Source organism: Aeromonas sp. FDAARGOS 1404 (assembly GCF_019047085.1).
Classification (GTDB): domain Bacteria; phylum Pseudomonadota; class Gammaproteobacteria; order Enterobacterales; family Aeromonadaceae; genus Aeromonas; species Aeromonas veronii.
Map to the genome: position 1 here is coordinate 936899 of NZ_CP077237.1, position 22840 is coordinate 959738.

The following is a 22840-nucleotide window of genomic DNA, read 5'->3' on the forward strand; positions in this document are numbered from 1 at the left end:
GCCCAGCCCAGCCCAGCACTCACACAGAGCGCCAAACTGGCTGAAATGGCAGCAATCCGGCGTCAGCGGTGTGATGTTTCTCACGCTTTGTCCGCGAAAGCGCAAAAACTAGGAAAATTTCCTAGCTCCACTAGGGATGGCTCTCAAGCCATTTTTTGCCCCTCTTATTAGAGTCATCCCACCTGATGTCGTGACCCGCACCGCGATGGGCAATGCGCCCCGTCATCCCGTGCCGGGCCCGGGTTTATATGGATGGAGCGTCGAGCGCAGCAACGGCTGACAGCCCCGACGTTCCGTTCCCCCTTCCGTGGCGTGACCTCGAACAACCTATCTACACAAATGAGGGGCGCGGCGGAAATACCGTCTATCTCGCAGAGGATGAACGAAGATGTTGAAATTGCTCCAACAGGTCCGGGTCCCCACCCTCGACCTGCCGGTCGAAGCCCGGCGCAAGCTCTGGTTCAAGCCGTTTATGCAATCTTATCTGGTTGTATTTATTGGCTATTTGACCATGTATCTGATCCGCAAGAACTTCAACATTGCGCAAAATGACATGATCCAGGAGTACGGTCTCTCCATGACCGAGCTTGGTATGATCGGCCTTGGCTTCTCCATCACCTACGGGGTGGGCAAGACCATCGTCTCCTACTACGCCGATGGCAAGAACACCAAGCAGTTCCTGCCGCTGATGCTGATCCTCTCCGCGCTCTGCATGCTGGGCTTCAGTGCCAGCATGGGCGGCACCGGTTTCAGCCTCTACTTCATGATCTTCTTCTATGCCCTGAGCGGTTTCTTCCAGAGCTGTGGTGGTTCGTGCAGCTACTCCACCATCACCAAGTGGACCCCTCGCAACAAGCGCGGCACCTATCTGGGTATGTGGAACCTCTCCCACAACGTGGGCGGTGCCGGTGCGGCCGGTGTGGCGCTGTTCGGTGCCAACTACCTGTTCGATGGCAACGTGCTCGGCATGTTTATCTTCCCCTCCATCATCGCGCTGATCGTCGGTTTTATCGGCCTGCGCTTTGGTAGCGATTCGCCGGAAGCCTACGGCCTTGGCAAGGTGGAAGAGCTGTTTGACGAAGTGGCGAGCGAAGAGGATATCGCCACCGAAGAGCAGAAGCTGACCAAGTGGCAGATCTTCGTGAAGTACGTGTTGCTCAACAAGGTGATCTGGCTGCTCTGCTTTGCCAACATCTTCCTCTACGTGGTGCGTATCGGTATCGACCAGTGGTCCACCGTCTATGCCCACCAGGAGCTGGGCTTCTCCAAAGACGTGGCCATTCAGGGCTTTACCTTCTTCGAAGTGGGCGCACTGGTCGGCACCCTGATGTGGGGTTACCTCTCCGATCTGGCCAATGGCCGTCGTGGTCTGGTTGCCTGTGTGGCACTGGCGCTGATCATCGCCACCCTGGGTCTCTACCAGCATGCGACTACCCAGTTTATGTTCCTGGGCTCCCTGTTCACCCTGGGCTTCCTGGTGTTCGGTCCGCAGTTGCTGATTGGCGTCGCCGCCGTGGGCTTCGTCCCCAAGCAGGGCATCAGCGTAGCCGATGGCGTCAAGGGCACCTTCGCTTACCTGATTGGTGACAGCTTCGCCAAACTGGGTCTGGGCATGATCGCCGATGGCACCCCCATCTTCGGTCTGACCGGCTGGACCGGCACCTTCGCGGCGCTGGATATCGCAGCCGCCGCCTGTCTGGTACTGATGGGTTGTGTCGCGGTCGCCGAAGAGCGCAAGATCCGCCGCATCAAGCGCGAACTGAAAGCCGCCGAGCTGGCCGCCCAGACCGCCTGATAGCCATAACAACAAACGCAGATTGTTCAGGGCCACCCACCGGGGTGGCCCTTGTTGTTTGGAGCAACCCGCCACCCGACTGGCCCGGCATGAGCCTGCACTGCCGTTCAAGGGGCAGGCATATCCCCATCAAGATCCCACTTTTCATATGGACTTTTGGTAAAAGCCCCCCGCTGGCGCTATCTTGTTGCTCCCCCTTGTCAGCATCACAGAGAGCAGATGAAGATCGTCGCCGTCACCGCTTGCCCGACCGGTATCGCCCATACCTATATGGCTGCCGATGCCCTGCAAAAAGCCGCCACTGGGCTGGGACTCAAGATCAAGGTCGAGACACAGGGCGCCATGGGCATGGAGAACATGCTGACCGCCCGCGATATTGCCAGCGCCGACCTGGTGTTGATTGCCTCCGATATCGAGATTGAGCAGAAAGAGCGCTTCCTCGGCTGCACCATCCATCAGGTGAGACTGGAAACTGTGTTGCTGGATGCCAACGCCGTACTCAAGGCCCTGCCGATCCCGGCCTGATGCTGACCCGCGAGATCACCTTCTACTGCCAGCAGGGGTTGAGCATCACCCAGGCCAAGCAGTTAAACCGGCTGGCGGGGATGTTCAAATCCACCATCCGCTGTGCCAACCTCACCCGGCGCCAGACCGTTGCCGCCAGCAACCAGCTCTCCCTGTTGACCCTCGCCACCCAGCCCGGCGATCTCTGCCAGTTGCAGATTGAAGGGTGCGATGCCGAGCTCGCCCACATGGCCTTTACCTGCTGGTGCGGGGAGCTGGGTCAACCGCTGGTGCGCTCGCGCACCGCCGCACTGGCGGAGTTGCGACTGGCAAATGCCCTGCCCGACTACCATTTTGCCCTGCGCCAGCTGGCCCACAGCCCCGAACCGCTGACAAAAGCCGAAGCACTCGAGCATCTGATCGATCTGCTGCCCACCGAGCTGATCACCGACCGCGCCACACTGACCGCCGCAGTGGAGCGGCGCGAGCAGGTCTCGGCCACCATCATCCGCCCCGGCCTTGCCATGCCTCATGTATTGAGCGAAGGGATCAGCCAGCCAACGCTGGCCCTGCTTAGCTGCAAGGAGCCCATCGAGTGGGGCTCTCAAATCGGGCCGGTGCAGACCATTATTCTGCTGGCGGTGCCGGTTGGTAGCGGACGGGAGACCCTGCGCCCCCTCACCCGACTGGCGCAGGCGATGATCGACGATGTGGTCAGCCACGCCCTGCTGTTGGCGGGCTCGACCCCCGCCCGTCAGGCTATCGTCATCGAGAGCCTGCTGAGCTAGGCGAATTGGCTCTGGGCGCTGCTTGCTGTAACGCCAGCCATTCATCCTGCCCTCAGCACCCTGTGGTACACTCGCTGCCATCGTCTGTCTGAAGTGTGTATCCGATGAAATCTCCCCGCTCCCGTCTCTCTGTCAACCGTACGCCGCGCGATAACGCCCCGCGCACGACTACCAAACCAGCCGCACCCCGCCATGCATCCCCCCGCAAACCGGAGCTGGCCCCAGAGGATCGCAAATTGCTCCTGCTGAACAAGCCCTACATGGTGCTCTGCCAGTTCACCGACGAGGCGGGCCGCGAGACTCTCAAGGATTACATCAAAGAGCCCGGCATCTATGCCGCAGGGCGGCTCGATCGCGACAGCGAGGGGCTGCTGCTGCTCACCAACGATGGCAAGCTGCAGGCGCGCCTCACCCAGCCGGGGGAGAAGACCCCCAAGACCTACTGGGTGCAGGTGGAAGGGATCCCGAGCGAGGAGAAACTGGCCGCCCTGCGCGCCGGTGTGGAGCTCAATGACGGCATGACCCTGCCCGCCGGGGCGCGCATCATGGATGAACCTGCGGTGTGGCCGCGCAATCCGCCGATCCGCGATCGCAAGGAGATCCCCACCAGCTGGCTAGAGATCAAGATTATCGAGGGGCGCAACCGGCAGGTGCGGCGGATGACCGCCCACATCGGCCACCCCACCCTGCGCCTTATTCGCTACGCCATCGGCGACTGGACCCTGGATGGTCTGGCACCCGGCGAGAACCGCAGCCTGCCCGCCCCCGAGCTGATGCCGCTCTCCAACAGCCGCCCGCGTCCCTCCTCATCCCGTTCAGGCGCTCATACCGCCAAACCGGCCAAACCGGCAGGAGATGCGCCACGGCGGGCCAGCCAGCCGAGACGGGACGAGCGCCCCCGCAGCACTCACCCAACCGAGCGTTCAACTTCAAACCCGACCAGTGGCAAACCCCGCAGCAGCGGGCGAGGAACGGCACGCCGACCGGCCCGTGCGGGCAATCCCGATAGCAACGACAAGGAGTCATGATGAGCAATCAGGCAGAGCAATCGACCACCAGTCACGCCCGCATGGAGGCGCGCCTGACGGTCGCCGCCCTGGTGCAGTGGCAGGGGCGCTTTCTGGTGGTGGAAGAGGAGATAAAAGGCCAACGCCGCTTCAACCAACCCGCCGGCCATGTGGAGCCGGGGGAAAACCTGCTTGAAGCGGCCTGTCGTGAGCTGAAAGAGGAGACGGGTCTGACCGCCTCGCCTACCGCCTGGCTTGGTACCTATCTCTTCAAACCGGCCGACAGCGAGGCCACCTATGTGCGCACCGCAATCATCTTCGACCTTGAAAAAGCGCACGGTCAGCACCATCCAGAGGATCCTGACGGCGATGTGCTGGCTTGCCACTGGCTTACGCTGGAAGAAATAGCGGAATGCAAACCGGCCCTGCGCAGCCCCCTGGTGTGGCAGTGCATTCAGGATTATCTGGCGGGGACACGGCTGCCACTGTCGGCACTCAAGGCCTTTATATGAGGCCATTTGACACTCTTTTTCGGTGACAAAGGCCAACAGCAGAAAAACGATTTCCTGCTATCAGGCTCCTGATGGGAACTGCGGCATGGATATGTGACCGGGGGCGCAAAACTCTGGTAGAATACGCCCCGTTTAAACGAACTGGTAACTTCGACTAATGACAGACAACAGCCAAATCAAGGTGATCGTCGGCATGTCCGGCGGCGTGGATTCTTCCGTCTCGGCCTACCTGCTCCAGCAGCAGGGCTATCAGGTCGAAGGCTTGTTCATGAAGAACTGGGAAGAAGACGACACGGACGAGTACTGCTCTGCCGCCCAGGATTTGGCTGATGCCAAGGCCGTCTGCGACAAGCTGGGGATGAAACTCCACACCATCAACTTCGCGGCCGAGTACTGGGACAACGTGTTCGAGCACTTCCTCGAAGAGTACAAGGCTGGCCGCACGCCGAACCCGGATATCCTGTGCAACAAGGAGATCAAGTTCAAGGCGTTCCTCGAATTTGCCGCCGAAGAGCTGGGTGCCACCTACATCGCCACCGGCCACTATGTGCGCCGTGACGACAGCACCGGCCGCCCGCGCCTGCTGCGCGGTCTCGATACCAACAAGGATCAGAGCTACTTCCTCTACACCCTCAGCGAAAAGCAAGTGGGTCAGAGCCTGTTCCCGGTTGGCGATCTGGAGAAGCCGGAGGTGCGCCGCATCGCCGAACAGCTGGATCTCATCACCGCCAAGAAGAAAGACTCCACCGGTATCTGCTTTATCGGCGAGCGCAAGTTCAAGGACTTCCTGGCCAAGTTCCTGCCCGCCCAGCCCGGTAAAATCGAGACCGTGGATGGCAAGGTGATCGGCGAGCACCAGGGGCTGATGTATCACACCCTGGGCCAGCGCAAGGGGCTCGGTATCGGTGGTCGCAAAGATGCCACCGAAGAGGCCTGGTATGTGGTCGACAAAGAGGTTGAGCGCAACGTGCTGGTGGTGGCGCAGGGCGAACATCCCCGCCTCTACTCCGATGGCCTGATCGCAAGCCAGCTGCACTGGGTGGATCGCACCCCCATTCGCGAGCCGCGTCGCTGCACCGTCAAGACCCGCTACCGCCAGCAGGATATCCCCTGCCTGATCCAGCCCATCGACGATCTGACCATCCGGGTCATCTTCGACGAGAAACAGGCTGCGGTGACCCCGGGCCAGTCCGCCGTCTTCTACGACGGGGAAGTGTGTCTGGGCGGTGGCATCATCGAACAACGTTTCAGCCATCCGGTTTGAATCCTTAACAGAAGGCAGCAGACGTGAGCGATAAATTCCAAGACAGAACCATGGCCTTTGCCGGCATCTGCCAGGCCGCGTATCTGGTGCAGAAGGTGGCCCGAGACGGCAGCTGTGACGAGGCCGCCCTGCGCGAGAGCCTCTCCAGCATTCTGGTGACCAACCCGAGCCAGCCGCTCGAGGTGTTCAACAACACCCATCTGGCCATTCGCGACGGCTACCGTGCGCTGGTCGAACAGCTGGGTGCCGACGGCAGCCAGAAGAATGCCGAGCTGACCCGCTACGTGGTAAGCCTGATTGCGCTGGAGCGCAAGCTGGCCAAGCGCAAGGACATTCTCAATATGCTGGGTGAGCGGATCAGCCAGATTGGCCGCCAGCAACAGCACTTCGATCTGCTCGACGAGCAGATTTTGGCCAACATGGCGAGCATCTACAGCGATCTTATCAGCCCCATCGGGCCGCGCATCCAGGTGGCGGGTACCCCGCTGTTCCTGCAGCAACCGCTGGTGCAGCACAAGGTGCGCGCCCTGCTGCTGGCAGGCATTCGTGCCTGTGTGCTGTGGCGTCAGCTCGGTGGCAGCCGCACCCAGATCATCTTCGCTCGCAAGAAGATGGTGGAGCTGGCCAAACGTTACTAACCATCAGCTCGCGCGCGGGCAAGCGAGGTCAACATCAGGGTGAACAGCCGCACATCCGCCCTGACGACGACTCAGCCCCATGCGCGAGTGGATACGGATCCCCCACACAAATCATCAGGAGTTCACCCCATGGAGCTGTCCGCGCTGACTGCTGTTTCCCCGATTGACGGTCGTTATGGCGACAAGGCCGATGCCCTGCGCCCTATCTTCTCCGAATTCGGCCTGCTGCGTTTTCGCGTCGAAGTCGAGGTGCGCTGGTTGCAAAAACTGGCCAGCCACGCCGGGATCCCGGAAGTCCCTGCCCTGAGCGCGGCCGCCAACGCCCTGCTCGATGGCATCGTCAGCAACTTCAACGAGAGTGACGCCGCCCGCATCAAACAGATCGAGCGCACCACCAACCATGATGTGAAAGCGGTGGAGTACTTCCTCAAAGAGAAAGTCGAAGTGAACCCGGAGCTGGCGGCTGTCAGCGAGTTCATCCACTTCGCCTGCACCTCGGAAGACATCAACAACAACTCCCACGGTCTGATGCTGAAAACCGCTCGCGAAGAGGTCATCAAGCCTTATTGCGAAAAGCTGATCAGCGAGCTCAAGCGCCTGGCCCACGAGTACCGTGACATGCCGCTGCTCTCCCGCACCCACGGCCAGCCGGCGACCCCGAGCACCATGGGCAAGGAGATGGCCAACGTCGCCTACCGTCTGGAGCGCCAGTTCAAGCAGATCATGGCCATCGAGATCCTCGGCAAGATCAACGGTGCGGTCGGCAACTACAACGCCCACCTCAGCGCCTACCCGAATGTGGACTGGCACCAGTTCTCCGAGGAGTTTGTTACCTCCCTGGGCCTGACCTGGAACCCCTACACCACCCAGATCGAGCCACACGACTACATCGCCGAGCTGTTCGACGCCATGGCCCGCTTCAACACCATCCTGATCGACTTCGACCGCGACGTGTGGGGTTACATCTCCCTGGGCCACTTCAAGCAGCGCACCATCGCAGGTGAAATCGGCTCCTCCACCATGCCGCACAAGGTCAACCCCATCGACTTCGAGAACTCCGAAGGCAATCTGGGTCTGGCCAACGCCGTGTTCCAGCATCTGGCGAGCAAGCTTCCCATCTCCCGCTGGCAGCGTGATCTGACCGACTCTACCGTGCTGCGCAACCTGGGTGTGGCGGTGGGTTACTCCCTGATTGCCTATCAGGCGACCCTCAAGGGTATCTCCAAGCTGGAAGCCAACGACGCCGCCATGGCAGCCGATCTGGATGCCAACTGGGAAGTGCTGGCCGAGCCGATCCAGACCGTGATGCGCCGCTACGGTATCGAGAAGCCCTACGAGAAGCTCAAGGAGCTGACCCGTGGTCGCCGCGTCGATGCTGAAGGGATGCGTACCTTTATCGACACCCTGGAGTTGCCGGAAGCGGTCAAGGTTGAGCTGAAGAAGCTGACCCCGGCCAACTACATCGGCGACGCCCAGCGTCTGGTCGATCTGCTGAAGTAAGCCAACCGGCAGTGACGAAGGGGCCCTGTGCACGATATGCCACAGGGCCCCTGTTATTTTCCCTGCCACGGCAGGATCCCGAGTGGCTTTTCCCAAGCCTGCCTTGGGCAAAACCTCTTTGCGAGACACGAGAAACAGCATGTACGAACTCAATCTGGATATCGCTCACTTCCTCGAGCACTACTGGCAGAAGCGCCCGCTCCTTATCAAGGGTGGCTTCAAGGACTTTCAGGATCCCATCAGCCCGGATGAGCTGGCGGGTCTGGCCATGGAAGAGGTGGTCGAGTCCCGCCTCGTCACCCGTTTCGACGGCAAGTGGGATGCCGCTCACGGCCCCTTCGAATCCTACGACCATCTGGGCGAAGAGAACTGGACCATTCTGGTACAGGCTTGCAACCACTGGGCTCCCGAGGTGAACGAGCTGGCCGTGCCGTTCCAGTTCATCCCGGGCTGGCGCTTTGACGATGTGATGGTGAGCTTCTCCACCCCCCATGCGGGTGTCGGCCCCCACATCGACAATTACGATGTGTTTATCACCCAGGGTCTGGGCAAACGCCACTGGCGAGTCGGCGATGCCAAGCCGCTCAACGAGTTCGCCGCCCACGCCGCACTGCTCCACTGCGAGCCGTTCGAGGCGCTCATCGACGTCATCATGGAGCCGGGTGACATCCTCTACATTCCACCCGGATTCCCCCACGAAGGCTACGCCATCGAGCCCTCCATGAACTTCTCGGTGGGCTTCCGCGCGCCGGATGCCAAGGCGCTTATCTCCTCCTTTGCCGATCATCTGATCGACAACGAGGTGCGTACCGAGCGTTACGGCGATGCCGATCTCAAGCCCCGTGCCCGTCACGGCGAGATCCAGCCCCACGAGCTGCACCGTCTGCGCGAGCTGATGCAACAGGCCCTCGATGACGAGACCCTGTTCAAGGAGTGGTTCGGCACCATGATCTCCGAGGCCAAACACGATCTGGACGTCAATCCGGTCGAGCCGGACTACAGCGCCGAGGAAGTGGCCGACCTGCTGACCCAGGGCGAACCTGCCATCAAGGTGCCGGGTCTGCGCACCGTCTGGTTTAGCGGCGAGAGCCAGCAATGCTTCATCGACGGCGAAGCCTGGACGCTGCAGAGCGAAGACGCGGCCGCCATTTCGCTGTTGTGTGACAAAGACATCATCACTCAGGCCGACATGGTGGAGCTGGCCGATCAGGCTGGCTTCCTGCAACTGCTGACCCGTCTGGTCAACCGCGGTTACTGGTTCTTCAACTGATCCGGCGGTAACTGAAGGATAAAAAGGCGCCTTATGGCGCCTTTTTTTGTCACTCAGAGGCGGTTCAATTAACAATCGATGCGCGAAGCTGAACCTACTCTTGATGAACCGACAAGTGGTGATTTATTGAGCTAACATGGATGGGTATCATGCGTCCGTCCCTGTTCAAAAGAGAAGCGCCACCATGCAAATCACCTCCCGGCCCATGCCGCTGCCCGATTACGGCAAATACCCCTCCTCTCCCGCTGTCACGCCCGAGCAGGTCAGTCAGGCCCGTAACGAAGCACTGACCAAGAAGGATGAATTGCAGGCACAGAGCGAAGAGAAAGCAACGGCTCGCAGAACCATGGCGGTCTCTTATACGGCTAACCAGCAAGATAAAGCCGTGGTGGAGCGCTACCTGGAGGCCAGCGGTCAGGAGAGCGACAGCAAGTCGGGCCCGAGCACGGCTGATATGTATCAGGCTGCGAATCGCTACCAGCGCCAGCAGAATCTGAGCGACTACATGCAATTCCAGCAGAGCCCGCTCGCCCAGCAGATGGGTGACATGGTGGGCGAAGATAATCGCAAGGGCACCCAGCTCGACATCATTGCCTGAGCCAATTTGCTCAAATAAGCCCGGCAGGGATCAATACAAGATGAAAAAGCCCTCAATGAGGGCTTTTTCGCTATGGCTTGTCGCTGCGACGTCTCGCTATAAATGGGACACTTCTGCCTGCGCGTCCGGCAGCTCGTCGGGGAGTTCATCAAACAGCGGGTGATAGAGCACCTCCCCCCGCACACCCGCAAAACCGCGCTCCTGCAGCTCCATCGCCATAAAGCAGTCGGCAGGTACCTCATAGATGCAGTGCAGGCCAAACTCGCTGGCCGGGCGGAAACCGAAACGGCTGTAATAGGCCGGATCCCCGAGTACCACCACCCCTTTCCAGTCCATCTCGAGCGCCGTATCAAGCCCTTCACGGATAAGATCCGAGCCAATCCCCTGGCCTTGCCAGTCGGGATGAACCGCGACCGGCGCCAGACCGAGCCAGGGCCCTTCCATGCCGTTAATGGTGATCGGGCTTAGCATCAGGTGCCCCATGAACTCGTACTCTTCCTCTTCGACCATGGTCACCACGGCAGCGCCACATTCGCGCAGGCGGTTGACCAGTTCGGCCTCATCGGAACGACCGAAGGCGGCACTCAGCAGCTCATAGACCGGCAGCATGTCACCGGGGCGCTCGGTTCTCAACATCAGGTATTACTCCTCGTACAGCAGAGCGGGCATTATTCCACACAACGGCTGGTCATTCTGAGTACCTTTGTCCAAAAATGGGAGGGTGCACTCAGGAAAACGAGCTGCAAACTGTTGCTGCAAAGCGGTTAGCGTAGCCGGGGTGGCCCTGTTCATCGCCTCCCGGTAGGCAAGCCAGAGGGCGGGAGCCTCCCGCGCCAACCGCTCAAAGGTCAGTTCGGGCGTTTGATGCCAACAGCCATCCAGCTCGTCGACCAGCTCCGGCAGCTCCACCAGCAGCCGTAACTGCTGATAGCGTATCTGCGAAGAATCACCGTTGCCGCCCAGCGCCTGCGCCATCAATTGGTTGAACCAGTGGCGCCGTGATGCGCGCTCCTCGCGGCTGAGCAGATCGGGCCCCTGACGCTGCAGCGCGGCCAGTTGCAGCAACCATGCCAGCCCCTGTTCATCCCTGTCTTTCAGCAAGACGCCGCCAAGATGGGACAACTGCTCCGGTTCGGCCTGCTCCAGCAGATCGACGGGATAACAGTGCAGCGCCAGCAACCTCTCAAGATGCGGCGGGCAGCGCAGAAAACAGGGCTTCTCCCCCGCGCCCCTCTCATCCACAAAGAACGAGATAGCCAGCTTGCCGTTGGTACTCTGCCGATTGGTCGTTGCGGGATCACACAGGATCACTACGGCGATCCGCTCATCCGCCAGCCAATGATCAATCTCATCAAGTAAAGGGGCTGGCAAGGAGAGGGGGCGATCCAGCCGCCAGTAGCTCACCTCGCACGGCTGGCGACCACTGATATGGCGCCGCCCGCGATAGTGCATCCCCACTTTTGCCATCACCCGGCCGGAGGCTAAATTGTCTGGCATATGGCGAGCCGTCAGCGCAGGCAGTTGCAGTTGGTCAAAGGCGAACCCCTTGACCAAGCTGGCGGCCCGGGTCGCCAGACCGCGATTTTGCCAGGGCACGCCCACCCACCAGGCGAGTTCGCCATTCCAGTGCAGGGAGATCACCCCTAGCAACGCCGCACCTTGTTCCTCTGGCAAGGTGATGGCCCAGCTCCAGCCAAGGCCAAGCGCCGCCTTGCGCCAGCTGAGCGCCAGCCAGTCGCGGGCCCCCTCCGGCGGATAGGGGTGAGGAATATTAAGGGTGTAGCGCGCCAGCGCCTCGTCGCTGCAGTAGCGCACTATCTCGCGCTCATCGTCGGCCTGCAGTTGTCGCAATACGACACCTGATAGCGAATGCCCCTCAGCCAGGGTCGGCACCGTCACGCGGCGCGCCAGCAGGCGATTGAGCACGGCGCCCAAATCGGCCTCGGGGGTGAGCGGCAGATCGGCCCCCACAGGGCCAAGGGTGAGCAGTCCCTGCTCCCTGGCGAGGGTCAGCAGCGAGGTGGAGGCGCTGATCAGGACTTGGCGGCTGGGATCAACATGAAAATCCGCCAGCAGATCCCCATCGAGCCAGGCAGCCAGCAGGGCTCCCGGGCAGAGCACCCCGTCTGGAGGGCTGCTCGCCCAGGGTGCATCGGTTTGATCGAGGGCGGCCGCCGCCTCTTTGCCCAGCAGCAGCTGCCAGCGATGACCTTGCTGCTGCCAGTGCAGCAACAGCGCAGCCCACTGCGGTTGCCACAGACTGGCCTCGATCAGCAGTTCCATCAGCTGGCCTGACAGGCCGCTGGCAGCGTCAGGTGACGGGGATGGGCTTCGATACGGGCGATCCAGCTACGGATAGCGGGCCACCCCTGCAGGGAGAAGATCCCCTCCTCTGCCACGTGGGTGTAGGCATAAAGGGCGATATCGGCGATGGTAGGCGCATCACCGCACAGATAGGGGCTCTGTTTCAGCTGCTGCTCCATTACCGCCAGCGCCTTCTCGCCACCGGCTTTCAGCCCGTCGAGACGCGCCTCCTGGGACTCGGGACGGCCGAGATAGTGAACGATAAAGCGGGCCACCGCGATGTAGGGCTCATGGCTGTACTGCTCAAAGAACATCCATTTGAGCACCTCGGCCTGCTGGCGCGGATCGGTTGGCCACAAGGCACTGCCTTGCCCCAGATAGAAGAGGATGGCGTTGGATTCCGCCAGCATGTCGCCTTGGCCAATCTCCAGCAACGGGATCTTGCCGTTGGGGTTCATGGCCAGAAATGCGGGGGTACGGGTATCCCCCGCCTGAATATCCACCTCTACCCACTCAAGGGGCAGATCCAGCCAGCGGGCCAGCAGCCACACCTTGTAGCAGTTGCCGGAACGCAGATCACCATACAGACGCATACACACTCCTTGTGAAAACAGATTCGAATAGCGCGCTCAGGGAGCCAGACGCTCGATATGCCAGCCATCCCCGTCGCGGGTGTAGTAGAAGCGGTCGTGCAGCCGGTGCTCGCCCCCCTGCCAGAACTCCACCGTCTCGATCACCACCCGGAATCCGCCCCAGAAGCTCGGCAGCGGCACTTCGCCATTGGCAAACTTCTGCTTGAGCTCGAGGAACTTGGCCTCCAGCACGCCGCGGGCCGATATGCGGGTCGACTGCTTGGAGACCCAGGCTGCGATCTGGCTATCCTTGGGACGGCTGTGGAAATACTTCATCACCTCGAAAGTGCTCATCTTCTCCACCCGACCGGTCACATGCACCTGACGGTCGAGCGTATGCCAGGGGAAGAGCAGGCTGATACGGGGATTGCCTTCCAGCTGCTGCGCCTTGCGGCTGCCCATGTTGGTGTAAAAAACCATCCCCTGGGCGTCGTAGTGCTTGAGCAGCACGGTGCGCTGCCAGGGCTGACCATCGGCATCCACCGTCGCTACCACCATGGCGGTAGGATCGGTCAGTTTGGCCTCACAAGCCTGCGCCAACCACTTCTCGAACAGCGCCAGCGGCTCGGCCGGCAGATCGGCCCGGTGCAGCCCGCCACGGGTATACTCACGGCGCAGATCAGCAACATCCATCATCTTGATTTTCCTTCAAATAAATAATGGTTCCACGACCATCAAGAGAGTGACGCAGGCATTGTGCGCTCGATAAAGCGACCTTGTAAACCATACAAAAAAAGCGAAGAGGCTAACGCCTCTTCGCTTGGCTAATCAATTTACCAAAGATGGGTAATCTCACCCTTGGGTTATCTGGTTTAGTAGCTCATGATCTCACGACGACGCAGCAGCGCAGCGATACCAAGGCCCAGCAGAGCGAACAGACCGGTCGAACCGCCGCCACCGCCGCCGCCATTGCTTTCCGGCTGGGGAGCCGGTGTATCACTGCTCTTGGTCGCCAGTTTTGGCGTAATGGCATAGAAGATATTGTCGCTACAGGCCAGCTTGAGGCGAACAGCGCTGCCAGTATTGGCCGGAATGGTCACCTCATGGGCGCCATTGTTGTTCACGCCATTGACCAGCGGCTGCCAACTCTTGCCTTCATCATTGCTATAACTGATATCGACCCGCTGACAGTTGACAGGATGACGGTCCGTGCCAGCTACTTGCCAATTCACTGTGGTCGGGCTATCAACCAGAATACGCTGGTCAGATGCCGGTTCAATCTTGAAGGTTTGTGAACCTGTATCGACCACCTCGACCGAGGTCTCACCATAGGCACCACCGCCTTTGCCATCACGGGCGACCAGACGGAAGTTAAGGGTGCGCGGCACATTGACCCAGACATCACCTTTCTCAGCTTCCCCTTTCAACTGGGTAGCCAGCGAAGGAAAGTGACGAACCGGGGAAGTTGTCGGCGCGGCGTAACGATACAGGGGGCCGGTTGCAAGGCGACCGGAACTCAATTGATCGCCACTGGTCGTTGCATCCCCTAGGTCGACCTGCTCCCAAGTATAGGTAAGGGTATCGCCGTCAACATCATGACCCTTGCCACTCAGGCTAAATGCCACCCCTTTGGGGATCACATGTTCTGCTGGCACATCGGTAATTTCTGGCGCCTGATTATCACCATTTTGGTTCGGGATAGCAGTGCCACAACGCGAGGAAAAAATAGGAGCAAGCACTAATGGCGCACCAACAAATAGGATCTCACTCTTCTTTGCTTGAGCTTCACGGTTGTTGATATGCTTGCGCATCATATCAATCGACTTGCTATGAAAATAGGCATCGCTGTTGAGCTGTACGTTTTGCTCCCCCATCAGCCCCGCATAAGCCATGATGGAGCTACCACTACCTGGCTCCCATGCCATGGAAGACTCTCTCTGCCCCTTATTAGCGTTATAGGTATGGTCGGCACCAAATTGATGGCCAATCTCATGCGCCACAAAGTCAATAAAAAATGCATCTCCAACAGGATTTTTGTTTCCTGTAGCCGCGTTAGACCTATATGACGCATATGAGTCTATCTTATCACACAATGACCCTAGCTGTGCATCCCCCTCATCTTTTTCCGATTGCGTTACTACATGACCAATATCGAAATAGCCAAGGTCATTACTATTCAGCTTCTCTCTCTGAACCACAGCATTTATAGTGCTGATGTTTTTAAATTTTGGATATTTACCGTTCACAAAAGGGTCGTCAACAGGATTTTCGAATATAATCTTGTCATTCCCATCTGCCAATACAAAACGAACGCCCAAGTCCCTTTCATATACCTCGTTTAAACGGTTAGTCAAGGTTGTCAGTGACGCCAATGCTTGGGCTTGGCCACCAAAGAACCTGGTATATGAACCAGTAGTAGAGAATGCAATGCTGTACTGGGTAAGCTCTGGCTTGCTATAGCCAGCCTCGTTACGAGCCGCTTCAGTTTTGTATGCTAACTTTTTTTTCAGCTCGGATTTTTCAATGATCTCCTTGATATTCTTGCCATTCATTGAATGTGCATCTTTTTTGTAATAGACAGCGTAGGTACCATTACGCTGAATATCGACAAATATCTGCTCTCCGGCATGCATAAACATGCCGTTAAAACCACGCGGAGAAATATCAAAACGACCGGTATTACTGGGGGTGCCAACTTCATGTCCTTTATAGGTCATGATATCTGGGTATTTTGCTGCCAGCGCAGGCGGTAATACGGAGTAGGCTTCCAATTCATATTGCACCATCTTGCCATCAGGCAATGGTAGCGTAATCACGGTTTGGCCCAAGCGCAGATTTTCTAAAAAATCCGGTTCTACCTCAAAGATATTGTATGCGCGAGCCCTTACAGGTTCATCGGCCTGCTTGCTGCGTTTTTCGACCATATGCCATGGGGATGCCAGCGCGATATTGGCTGACATTGCGATGACAACTGAGATTGCATTTATTGTGAACTTCATCATTATTAATCATCTGACTGAACAGCCGGCGAGAATAACGTGATGCAAATCACAATTCAACTTTTTCAATAAAAATTAAATGAATTTTATTTCATTTAAAATCATGCAGTTAGTGAGTTATAGTTTATAAATAGCTCATTTTGTTAGCATTTTCAGCAGTTCTTTTTAATAGAGTTAAAACTCCAAAAAATTATATGGAGGCTCATATGTGAGTCATCGAATCATTCCCATGAGGCTATTACTATGTTTGGAATATTAGAGTTATAACTCCAATCATGCCGATTTACACGCCGTTGTTGAACAGCCACTACGGCCTTGAAATCGCCTCCGGCATGCACCTTTCCAGCATCTGTCGGTTATATCGGGTGGCATAGTCAATCCGCTGCTCAAACTCCGATTCCTTGCCCATCTCAATGACATCACCGAACCCTTTCAGATAACGGACTCCGCACCGGGTTCTCGCTTCTGCTTGCAATGACTCCACAACCCCCGGAGCCATACCGCCGCGCCCGCCACGCACGATGAGCCGATAATCCTGAGCAGCAAGACTTTCATCTATTGCCTCGGTCAGTGATGCGGCCACAACAGGCGCTGCGCAGATATATAGAAACAGCAAACTGACGGCTAACCGTAATACCTGCGCCATCCGGCTGCCCCTCCCATCAGGAGGATCACGATAAGATTCACTGCACCACCACCACCGCCGCCACCCGCATTGTTGTCGGTAATGACAGTTGCACTTTCCGTAGTGGCAGACGCATTACCTCTTATCCCATTGATAGAGAAAAAAATATTATTGCTGCATGCCAGCTTCAGCCTGGCCGTGCTGGTCAACGGTGCAGGCAACACCACACTGGCCGAACCGTTATTGGCAAGCCCGCTTGCCAGCGTAGTCCAAGTAGAACCACCATTCTGTGTCAGTGCCAAATCCACGCTGGGACAATTGATAGGAGGCTGATCGGTCCCGGCAACATTCCATGTCACTAGCTGAGTGCTACCCGCCACCATGGCGCCGATCTGCGGAGCTGTGATGGCAAATGCCGCGCCGGTATTGATCACCTGAACCACCATTTCATCACTGCTCACCGCCCCCTGACCATCACGTACGGTAAGGCGGAACTGGAGATTGCGATTGGTCGCAGGCCACGCCTCTCCTTTGGCCAAGACACCCGATATCAGAGAGCTCATGGCGGGCAATGTTCTACGGGGATCCGATGTTGGTGAAACAAAGCGAAACAGCGGGCGGGTTCCATCATCCACCATGGTTGCCACGCTGTAGGATGCATTGCCAAGATCAACCTGCTCCCAGGTGTAACTGAGGGGATGACCATCCAGATCCAGCGCACTACCGACAAGAGTGAAAGGCGTATTGGCGGGGATCACCCTATCGCCCCCCGCATCCACAATCGGCGCGTTATTGGCAAGCGCCAGGTCGGTGCCGCAGGAGGGCAGAGAGGCCATCAGAGCCCGCATCTGCTCGATCGACTTGCTGTGAAAAAAAGGTGTGCTGTTAACCTGCAGATTCTCCTCACCACAGATCCCGGCATAGGCCATGATGGTCGAGCCACTGCCCGGTTCCCAGGCTGAGCTAGCCTTGCGACCTGTTGCACAACTGTCGGCCATGCCATTGAAGGAGTGCTCGGCCCCCAGCTGGTGCCCCAATTCGTGAGCCACATAATCAATAAAGAACGCATCACCGATAGGTTGTGAGCCTCCGGTCATGCCCCGTGAACGGCTGAAAGGGTTGCATAAAGATCTCAGGGTCGCCACCCCGCCGCCTGATGTCGCCAGCAGATGGCCCAGATCAAAAGAAGGATTGAGCAACACCCCCTGTTGGGTCTGGTTGATGGCGATATCCTGGGTCGAGTTGGTGAAAGGATCCGTCGCAGGATCGGTGAAAATCACATTATCCGTATCAGCTGCAAGCTGAAACTCGGCCCCCACATCACGGCGATAGACTTCATTGACCCGATTAAGCAGTGTTGCAATGGCCGAGAGTGCTGCAACCTTGGTACCACCGTGATACTGGGTATATTCCCCGGTTGCCGAGATGGCGATAGTGTAGCGCTTGCGCAAATTGCCATCGACCAGCACAGCTCGCTCACGCTCGATACCATGAGGATCAATCACCTGATCCACATCCTGTCGCCGCCAGGCATCTTGCTGTTCATAAACGGCATAAGAGAAACCGTCCTGAAGCGGATCGACATAAAAGGTACGCCCCTGATGGGTAAACATACCGTGAAAACCATGTATGGTGACATCGAATCGGCCTGTATCCGCCGCCCGATCGATAGCCTTCCCACTGTAAGTATTGATAGAAGGGTAGCGCTGGGCCAAAGGCTCCGGGAGCAAGGCATTGGGATGAACATCAAACTGCACCGTAGTGCCATCCGGCAATGGCAAGGTCAATACACTGGCGAGATGCCCGGGTTCAAAAGGCTTGTCAGGAACCACCACTCTGACCTTTTCAGCTCGCACATCATAGATCCCTCCCCTTTCCAAGTTTTCATCCATGAAGGTCCACTGTGGTTCTGCTGCAACCTGAACAGACAAACTGGTGATAATCACCGCAATGCCATGCTTCATAGAGCCTCCTTGCCCTACCTTGGTGACAACAAGTATGGTGCAGCGTCAATTGACGATCTGCGTGACAGACAGAAAAGAAAATTCGCACAAAACTTCTGTCACGCTGAAAAATCGTGCTACACCCGCGCTCCCCATCTCAGGCAATACAGATTGGCCCCATTCAACAACGGAAAAAAGTGAAGGCGCCATTGGCGCCTTCACGGATAGATAGGGGGATGAGTATCCCCTCCATTTGGATTGGTTCGTTGGTGTATTACTGCTTGCCAGCGCCCGATGCTATTGGGCAATGAATCACCATACGCTGGTTATACTCGCTGGCGTAAGCACTCAACTTGGCATGTATCTCTTGCTGACCGGGCCTTATCACATCGCCCAATCCATCCAGATAACGCTTGCCACAGCGCGCCTTGGCCTCTGCCTGCTGCTCGGCTGCAATACCGGGGGCGAACTCTCCCCGCCCGGCTATCACTATCAGGCGGTAATCCTGCCTGGCGAGGTTTGCACTCAGCTCCTGTTCCAGCGTGCTGGCATCGGCCTGACAACCGCCGAGCATGACAAGCAGCAACAGAGGGACTCCCTTCATGTGCGCCTCCGTTGCCAGCCGAGCAGCGCCAGAGCCAGCGTCCACAATCCGAGCGCCCCACCACCACCGCCGCCACCTGAAGTCGAGCCACCTTGCACCAGAGGCAATTTGAGGGGACTGATGGCAAAGAAGATATTGTCGCTGCATGCCACTTTCAGCCTGACGCTGCTGGTGAGATCGGCAGGCAACGTTACCGTTGCTGCGCCGTTATTGGGTTGTCCGGCGGCGAGCATTGTCCAGCTTACGCCCTCATCCTGAGTCACCGAGATGTCCACCTTGCTGCAACTGATCGGCGCCACAGTTGTGCCTGCCACATCCCATGCTACGGCCTGACTGGCCCCCGGAGTGAGAGTCACCCCGTAAAACGGGTTGGTGATGCGAAATGCCGCGCCGGTATTGATCACTTGCACTTTCATGTCATCACTGGCAACGCCACCCTGACCATCACGCACCGTCAGTCTGAAATTGAGATCCCGGTTGGTAGTCGGCCAGGCCTCTCCTTTGGCAAGCGTGCCGGAGAGCAGGGATGGCAAACTCGGCAGGATCCGCTCCGGCGATGCCGTGGGAGAGACAAAACGAAACAGCGGCCGGGAGCCATCGTCAATCATGGTGGCGGCACTACTCGATTCAGTACCCAGATCGATCTGCTCCCAGTTGTAGAGCAGAGAATCATTATCCAGATCTCCACCAGCCCCTTTTAACATAAAGGCCGTATTGGCAGGGATCACATAGTCCCCCCCTGCTGCTGCCTGCGGGGCATTATTGCTCAACGCGAGTGTGGTTCCACAAGTCGATACGGTCGCCATGTGCGCACGCATCTGCTCGATGGACTTGCTATGAAAATAGGGGTCGCTGTGAGTCTGGATATTCTCATCACCACAAATACCGGCATAGGCCATTATGGAGCTGCCACTACCTGGCTCATAGGCTTGATTGGCAACCCGGGTACCTGCACCGCAACTCCCGGTAGTGCCGTTGAAGGTATGATCGGCACCAAACTGGTGGCCAATTTCATGAGCCACATAGTCAACGAAGAAGGCATCTCCTACCGGTGTGGGTGAACCCGACATCCCACCAGACTTCTGATTGGTGCAGAGCACTGCCAATCCGGCCAGACCGCCGCCATTGGTATTCAGGACATGGCCGATATCAAAATTACCGAGCTGCATATTGGTAAAGTAATAAGCCTGTACCCCGATATTGGTCTGCGCATCCGAATTATCATTGGCAAACAAGTCGCTGGCCGGATCGGTAAAGATCAGGTTGTCATTGCCACTGGCCAGCACGAATTCGGCGCCCACATCCCGTTGATAGACCTGATTGACGCGGTTGAGCAAGGTCGCAATCGCCGCCATGGTAAGCGCTTTGGAGCCACCGTGGTATTGGGTAAATTCTCCTGTCGCCGAAATGGCAATGACGTAGCGCTTGCGAACATTGCCATCCACTTGCACCTTGCGCACCAGTTTGCTGAGCTTGGGCCCTATCACCTCATCTGCAGCCTCTTCCAATCGACTATGGGCATCCTGCTGGTAATAGACGGCGTAGCCTTCGGCATTGCGCAGCGGATCGACAAACACCATCCTGCCCTGATGGCTGAACATGGCGTGGAAACCTTGCGGCCCCAGATCGAAGCGCCCTGTCTCTATCGGATACGCCGGGTTGTGACCCTTGAAGGTGCGGATCTGCGGATACTTGGCGGCAAGATCTGCAGGCAGCAAGTCGTAGGCTTCCAGAGCAAAGGTGACCTCCCCCCCATCGGGCAGCGGCAGGGTCAGCTCACTCGCCCCGGCTTGCAGCCCGGCAAAATAGTCGAGCGGCACCTTGGCCACCCGAAACTGATTAGCCCGCACCTCATAACCTTGCTCCGCAGTCGCTCTGGCGGCTACCGTGCTCCACTCGCTGGCCATCAGGCTGGTTGACCCCAACAAACTGGCCACTAACAAGGCCAACGAACACTTACTGGTCACATGCATCTTTGTCATCCTTGTAGTCATGCACTTTTTTGAACCATTACCGGCATCACTATCCCGCCGAATCAAAAAGCCCGGCGCCACTGTTTCAGCCACTCACCCATGGGGAGTGTTGCGCCAACCCCGTCTAACCCCTATCATTGCGCGGATTTGTCAATTTTAGAACTGCTCCTCTTCACAAAGGTGCGGTTCATCTTTATCTGGCCAAGGTTAATCTCATGCTCAAATCCCCACTGTTGCCCCGTTTCGGGGATCTGGTCGTTGCCATTGTTGACGATGTGCTCGGTCAGGGTCTTACCCTCGACCGCGCTTATGCCCGTCACTTCTCCGGCATCGAACTCAAACCGCAAGAACAGGCAAGGATTGCCCTGGTCACCGGCGACCTGCTGCGCCGTCTCAGCCTCTATTGTTTCCTCACCGGTATTCAGGTGCGTCAGGCCGAAAAGAATGTCTGGCCGCTGCTTCACAGCTGGCACGCATTCCACAAAATTGCCCAGCCCAACCACCCGACCCTGGATCGCTTCAATGAAGAAGCATTCCGCCGCCGTCTGACCGAGGCGAAGAAGAACCCGGTATTGATGGATGGTTGCCCGAGCTGGCTGGAGAAACTGGGCAGCGAGCAGCTGGGTGAAGCCTGGCCTGCCGAGCGTGCAGCCTTGGCCTGGATGCCCAAGCGTTACCTGCGGGTCAACACCCTCAAGTGCACCCGTGATGAGCTGCAGGCCATGCTGGCCAAAGAACAGGTCACCACCATTCCGGTTGAAGGTGTGGAGACTGCCCTGCAGGTCACCTCCGACGCCGCCCTGTTCCGTACCAAGGCCTTTGCCGATGGTTGCTTCGAACAGCAGGACGCAGGCTCCCAGCTGGTTGCTGCTGCGCTGGAAGTTGCCCCAGGCATGCGCGTTATCGACGCCTGCGCCGGTGCCGGTGGCAAGACCCTGCATATCGCCGCCATGATGCAGGGCAAAGGCCGTCTGCTGGCAATGGATGTGGAAGAGTGGAAGCTGGAGAACCTCAAGCAACGCGCTCGTCGCGCCGGTGCCCACAACGTGGAGACCCGGGTCATCACCAGCAGCAAGACCGTCAAGCGCCTCAAAGAGAGCGCCGATCGCGTACTGCTTGACGTGCCCTGTTCCGGTCTTGGCGTACTCAAGCGCAATCCGGATGCCAAGTGGCGTGATACCGCCGAGCGTCTGCCTGTGCTGGTCGCGCTGCAAGAAGAGATCCTGCAGCGTTACAGCCAGATGGTGAAAGTCGGCGGCCTGCTGGTCTATGCAACCTGCTCCATCCTGCCCGAGGAGAACCGCCAGCAGGTGGACAAGTTCCTCGCCGCCAACGAGCACTTCCGTCTGCGTGACGATCACACCGTGAGCCCGTCCGAGACCGGCTTCGACGGCTTCTACATGGCTCGTATCGAACGGATCGCCTGATCTGCCCGATGACCATATAGACAAAAGCGGCTGCCATTGGCAGCCGCTCTGTTTTGGCTTGCTGACACACTCCCGATGGGGTTACAGCGCAGCAATCGCCTCTATCTCGATCTTCACATCCTTCGGTAACCGAGCCACTTCCACGCAGGAGCGCGCCGGATACATGGCATCGTGCTCGGTGAAGAAGTCGTTGTAGACCTGATTTACCGCAGCAAAGTCGTTCAGATCCGAGACAAACACCGTGGTCTTGAAGATGTTGCGCACCTCGCCGCCTGCCGCCTCGACAATCGCCTGTACGTTTTGCAGCGAGCGCAGGGTCTGCGCTTCGATCCCCTCCGCAACGTCGCCGCTCACCGGGTCCAGCGGGATCTGACCGGAGGTGTATAGGATGTTGCCAATCCGGGTGGCCTGCACATAGGGGCCGATGGCGCTCGGCGCCGCCTTGGTAGTGATAACCTGTCGCATCTGTTACTTCCTCGTGCTGACAAACAAAAAGTAGGCCCGGAGCAAGCCTGCT

The 22840-nt window shown here is 58.2% G+C and carries 21 protein-coding genes; 11 read left to right on the forward strand and 10 right to left on the reverse strand.

The features are described from left to right. Nucleotides 1-388 precede the first annotated feature (388 nt). From uhpT to I6L34_RS04215, 10 genes are all read left to right on the forward strand, one after another. Complete coding sequence (uhpT, locus tag I6L34_RS04170) at nt 389-1795, forward strand: hexose-6-phosphate:phosphate antiporter (protein ID WP_005334609.1); 1407 nt, start codon at nt 389-391, stop codon at nt 1793-1795. A 219-nt stretch (nt 1796-2014) separates the two neighbouring features. Then, entirely contained in the window at nt 2015-2320 is a 306-nt protein-coding gene (locus I6L34_RS04175) for a PTS fructose transporter subunit IIB (RefSeq protein WP_005334611.1), read from the forward strand. Further along, a complete protein-coding gene (locus tag I6L34_RS04180) occupies nt 2320-3087 on the forward strand; it encodes a PTS sugar transporter subunit IIA (protein WP_216955843.1) in 768 nt (255 codons plus the stop codon). The genes I6L34_RS04175 and I6L34_RS04180 overlap by 1 nt, the downstream gene beginning before the upstream one ends. A 104-nt stretch (nt 3088-3191) precedes the next feature. Continuing rightward, on the forward strand, nt 3192-4115 hold the full coding sequence (rluE, locus tag I6L34_RS04185) for a 23S rRNA pseudouridine(2457) synthase RluE (protein ID WP_110302497.1): 924 nt from the start codon (nt 3192-3194) through the stop codon (nt 4113-4115). Beyond that, nucleotides 4115-4606: an NUDIX hydrolase gene (locus I6L34_RS04190; protein WP_216956888.1), complete on the forward strand. Its 492-nt coding sequence runs from the start codon at nt 4115-4117 to the stop codon at nt 4604-4606. The genes rluE and I6L34_RS04190 overlap by 1 nt, the downstream gene beginning before the upstream one ends. A gap of 157 nt (nt 4607-4763) precedes the next feature. Next, a complete protein-coding gene (gene mnmA / locus I6L34_RS04195; protein ID WP_127006697.1) occupies nt 4764-5870 on the forward strand; it encodes a tRNA 2-thiouridine(34) synthase MnmA in 1107 nt (368 codons plus the stop codon). 23 nt (nt 5871-5893) lie between these two features. Next, nucleotides 5894-6508: a high frequency lysogenization protein HflD gene (hflD, locus tag I6L34_RS04200; protein ID WP_005334622.1), complete on the forward strand. Its 615-nt coding sequence runs from the start codon at nt 5894-5896 to the stop codon at nt 6506-6508. A gap of 129 nt (nt 6509-6637) precedes the next feature. Further along, nucleotides 6638-8008, forward strand: coding sequence for an adenylosuccinate lyase (gene purB, locus I6L34_RS04205; RefSeq protein WP_216955846.1), 1371 nt, complete (start codon nt 6638-6640; stop codon nt 8006-8008). Nucleotides 8009-8147: 139 nt separating this feature from the next. Then, nucleotides 8148-9278, forward strand: a complete 1131-nt coding sequence (locus tag I6L34_RS04210; protein ID WP_216955849.1) for a cupin domain-containing protein — start codon at nt 8148-8150, stop codon at nt 9276-9278. 184 nt (nt 9279-9462) lie between these two features. Then, entirely contained in the window at nt 9463-9876 is a 414-nt protein-coding gene (locus I6L34_RS04215) for a hypothetical protein (protein WP_088868771.1), read from the forward strand. Nucleotides 9877-9972: 96 nt separating this feature from the next. On the opposite strand, the gene I6L34_RS04220 is transcribed toward I6L34_RS04215, so the two are convergent. The 9 genes from I6L34_RS04220 to I6L34_RS04260 all read right to left on the reverse strand — a co-directional run bounded on the left by I6L34_RS04220 (nt 9973) and on the right by I6L34_RS04260 (nt 20896). Beyond that, nucleotides 9973-10512 carry a GNAT family N-acetyltransferase gene (locus I6L34_RS04220; RefSeq protein ID WP_139477241.1) on the reverse strand — a complete coding sequence of 180 codons (540 nt, stop codon included), beginning with the start codon at nt 10510-10512 and terminating at the stop codon, nt 9973-9975. A 6-nt stretch (nt 10513-10518) separates the two neighbouring features. After that, the gene (locus I6L34_RS04225; protein ID WP_216955852.1) at nt 10519-12159 is read right to left on the reverse strand and encodes a GNAT family N-acetyltransferase; all 1641 of its coding nucleotides are present in this window, start codon (nt 12157-12159) and stop codon (nt 10519-10521) included. Then, entirely contained in the window at nt 12159-12773 is a 615-nt protein-coding gene (locus I6L34_RS04230) for a glutathione S-transferase family protein (RefSeq protein ID WP_182963512.1), read from the reverse strand. Before I6L34_RS04230 ends, I6L34_RS04225 begins: the two co-directional genes overlap by 1 nt. A 36-nt stretch (nt 12774-12809) precedes the next feature. After that, the gene (gene pdxH / locus I6L34_RS04235; RefSeq protein WP_019444749.1) at nt 12810-13448 is read right to left on the reverse strand and encodes a pyridoxamine 5'-phosphate oxidase; all 639 of its coding nucleotides are present in this window, start codon (nt 13446-13448) and stop codon (nt 12810-12812) included. A 176-nt stretch (nt 13449-13624) separates the two neighbouring features. Beyond that, nucleotides 13625-15754 (reverse strand): reprolysin-like metallopeptidase, encoded by a 2130-nt coding sequence (locus tag I6L34_RS04240; protein ID WP_216955855.1) that lies wholly within the window; start codon nt 15752-15754, stop codon nt 13625-13627. Nucleotides 15755-16058: 304 nt separating this feature from the next. Further along, complete coding sequence (locus tag I6L34_RS04245; RefSeq protein WP_080768659.1) at nt 16059-16397, reverse strand: hypothetical protein; 339 nt, start codon at nt 16395-16397, stop codon at nt 16059-16061. Next, a complete protein-coding gene (locus tag I6L34_RS04250) occupies nt 16376-18340 on the reverse strand; it encodes a reprolysin-like metallopeptidase (RefSeq protein ID WP_216955858.1) in 1965 nt (654 codons plus the stop codon). Before I6L34_RS04250 ends, I6L34_RS04245 begins: the two co-directional genes overlap by 22 nt. Nucleotides 18341-18593: 253 nt before the next feature. Then, nucleotides 18594-18923: a hypothetical protein gene (locus tag I6L34_RS04255; protein ID WP_120415664.1), complete on the reverse strand. Its 330-nt coding sequence runs from the start codon at nt 18921-18923 to the stop codon at nt 18594-18596. Then, nucleotides 18920-20896, reverse strand: coding sequence for a reprolysin-like metallopeptidase (locus tag I6L34_RS04260; protein WP_216955861.1), 1977 nt, complete (start codon nt 20894-20896; stop codon nt 18920-18922). Before I6L34_RS04260 ends, I6L34_RS04255 begins: the two co-directional genes overlap by 4 nt. A gap of 215 nt (nt 20897-21111) precedes the next feature. On the opposite strand from I6L34_RS04260, the gene I6L34_RS04265 reads away from it, so the two are divergent. Beyond that, nucleotides 21112-22323 carry an RsmB/NOP family class I SAM-dependent RNA methyltransferase gene (locus I6L34_RS04265; RefSeq protein ID WP_139731742.1) on the forward strand — a complete coding sequence of 404 codons (1212 nt, stop codon included), beginning with the start codon at nt 21112-21114 and terminating at the stop codon, nt 22321-22323. 81 nt (nt 22324-22404) lie between these two features. Here the strand turns inward: I6L34_RS04265 and I6L34_RS04270 are convergent, their stop codons facing one another. Next, nucleotides 22405-22788, reverse strand: coding sequence for a RidA family protein (locus I6L34_RS04270; RefSeq protein WP_005334653.1), 384 nt, complete (start codon nt 22786-22788; stop codon nt 22405-22407). Between the last annotated feature and the right edge of the window lie 52 nt (nt 22789-22840).

What these genes read in the sequence shown, in the direction of transcription:
- mnmA (WP_127006697.1), top strand. Translation starts at nt 4,764, where the DNA reads ATGACAGACAACAGCCAAATCAAGGTGATCGTCGGCATGTCCGGCGGC.
- I6L34_RS04230 (WP_182963512.1), bottom strand. Translation starts at nt 12,773, where the DNA reads ATGCGTCTGTATGGTGATCTGCGTTCCGGCAACTGCTACAAGGTGTGG.
- I6L34_RS04180 (WP_216955843.1), top strand. Translation starts at nt 2,320, where the DNA reads ATGCTGACCCGCGAGATCACCTTCTACTGCCAGCAGGGGTTGAGCATC.
- I6L34_RS04255 (WP_120415664.1), bottom strand. Translation starts at nt 18,923, where the DNA reads ATGAAGGGAGTCCCTCTGTTGCTGCTTGTCATGCTCGGCGGTTGTCAG.
- I6L34_RS04260 (WP_216955861.1), bottom strand. Translation starts at nt 20,896, where the DNA reads ATGCATGTGACCAGTAAGTGTTCGTTGGCCTTGTTAGTGGCCAGTTTG.
- rluE (WP_110302497.1), top strand. Translation starts at nt 3,192, where the DNA reads ATGAAATCTCCCCGCTCCCGTCTCTCTGTCAACCGTACGCCGCGCGAT.
- I6L34_RS04175 (WP_005334611.1), top strand. Translation starts at nt 2,015, where the DNA reads ATGAAGATCGTCGCCGTCACCGCTTGCCCGACCGGTATCGCCCATACC.
- I6L34_RS04215 (WP_088868771.1), top strand. Translation starts at nt 9,463, where the DNA reads ATGCAAATCACCTCCCGGCCCATGCCGCTGCCCGATTACGGCAAATAC.
- purB (WP_216955846.1), top strand. Translation starts at nt 6,638, where the DNA reads ATGGAGCTGTCCGCGCTGACTGCTGTTTCCCCGATTGACGGTCGTTAT.
- I6L34_RS04250 (WP_216955858.1), bottom strand. Translation starts at nt 18,340, where the DNA reads ATGAAGCATGGCATTGCGGTGATTATCACCAGTTTGTCTGTTCAGGTT.
- I6L34_RS04265 (WP_139731742.1), top strand. Translation starts at nt 21,112, where the DNA reads ATGCTCAAATCCCCACTGTTGCCCCGTTTCGGGGATCTGGTCGTTGCC.
- I6L34_RS04210 (WP_216955849.1), top strand. Translation starts at nt 8,148, where the DNA reads ATGTACGAACTCAATCTGGATATCGCTCACTTCCTCGAGCACTACTGG.
- I6L34_RS04245 (WP_080768659.1), bottom strand. Translation starts at nt 16,397, where the DNA reads ATGGCGCAGGTATTACGGTTAGCCGTCAGTTTGCTGTTTCTATATATC.
- pdxH (WP_019444749.1), bottom strand. Translation starts at nt 13,448, where the DNA reads ATGATGGATGTTGCTGATCTGCGCCGTGAGTATACCCGTGGCGGGCTG.
- I6L34_RS04270 (WP_005334653.1), bottom strand. Translation starts at nt 22,788, where the DNA reads ATGCGACAGGTTATCACTACCAAGGCGGCGCCGAGCGCCATCGGCCCC.
- uhpT (WP_005334609.1), top strand. Translation starts at nt 389, where the DNA reads ATGTTGAAATTGCTCCAACAGGTCCGGGTCCCCACCCTCGACCTGCCG.
- I6L34_RS04225 (WP_216955852.1), bottom strand. Translation starts at nt 12,159, where the DNA reads ATGGAACTGCTGATCGAGGCCAGTCTGTGGCAACCGCAGTGGGCTGCG.
- I6L34_RS04220 (WP_139477241.1), bottom strand. Translation starts at nt 10,512, where the DNA reads ATGTTGAGAACCGAGCGCCCCGGTGACATGCTGCCGGTCTATGAGCTG.
- I6L34_RS04190 (WP_216956888.1), top strand. Translation starts at nt 4,115, where the DNA reads ATGAGCAATCAGGCAGAGCAATCGACCACCAGTCACGCCCGCATGGAG.
- I6L34_RS04240 (WP_216955855.1), bottom strand. Translation starts at nt 15,754, where the DNA reads ATGATGAAGTTCACAATAAATGCAATCTCAGTTGTCATCGCAATGTCA.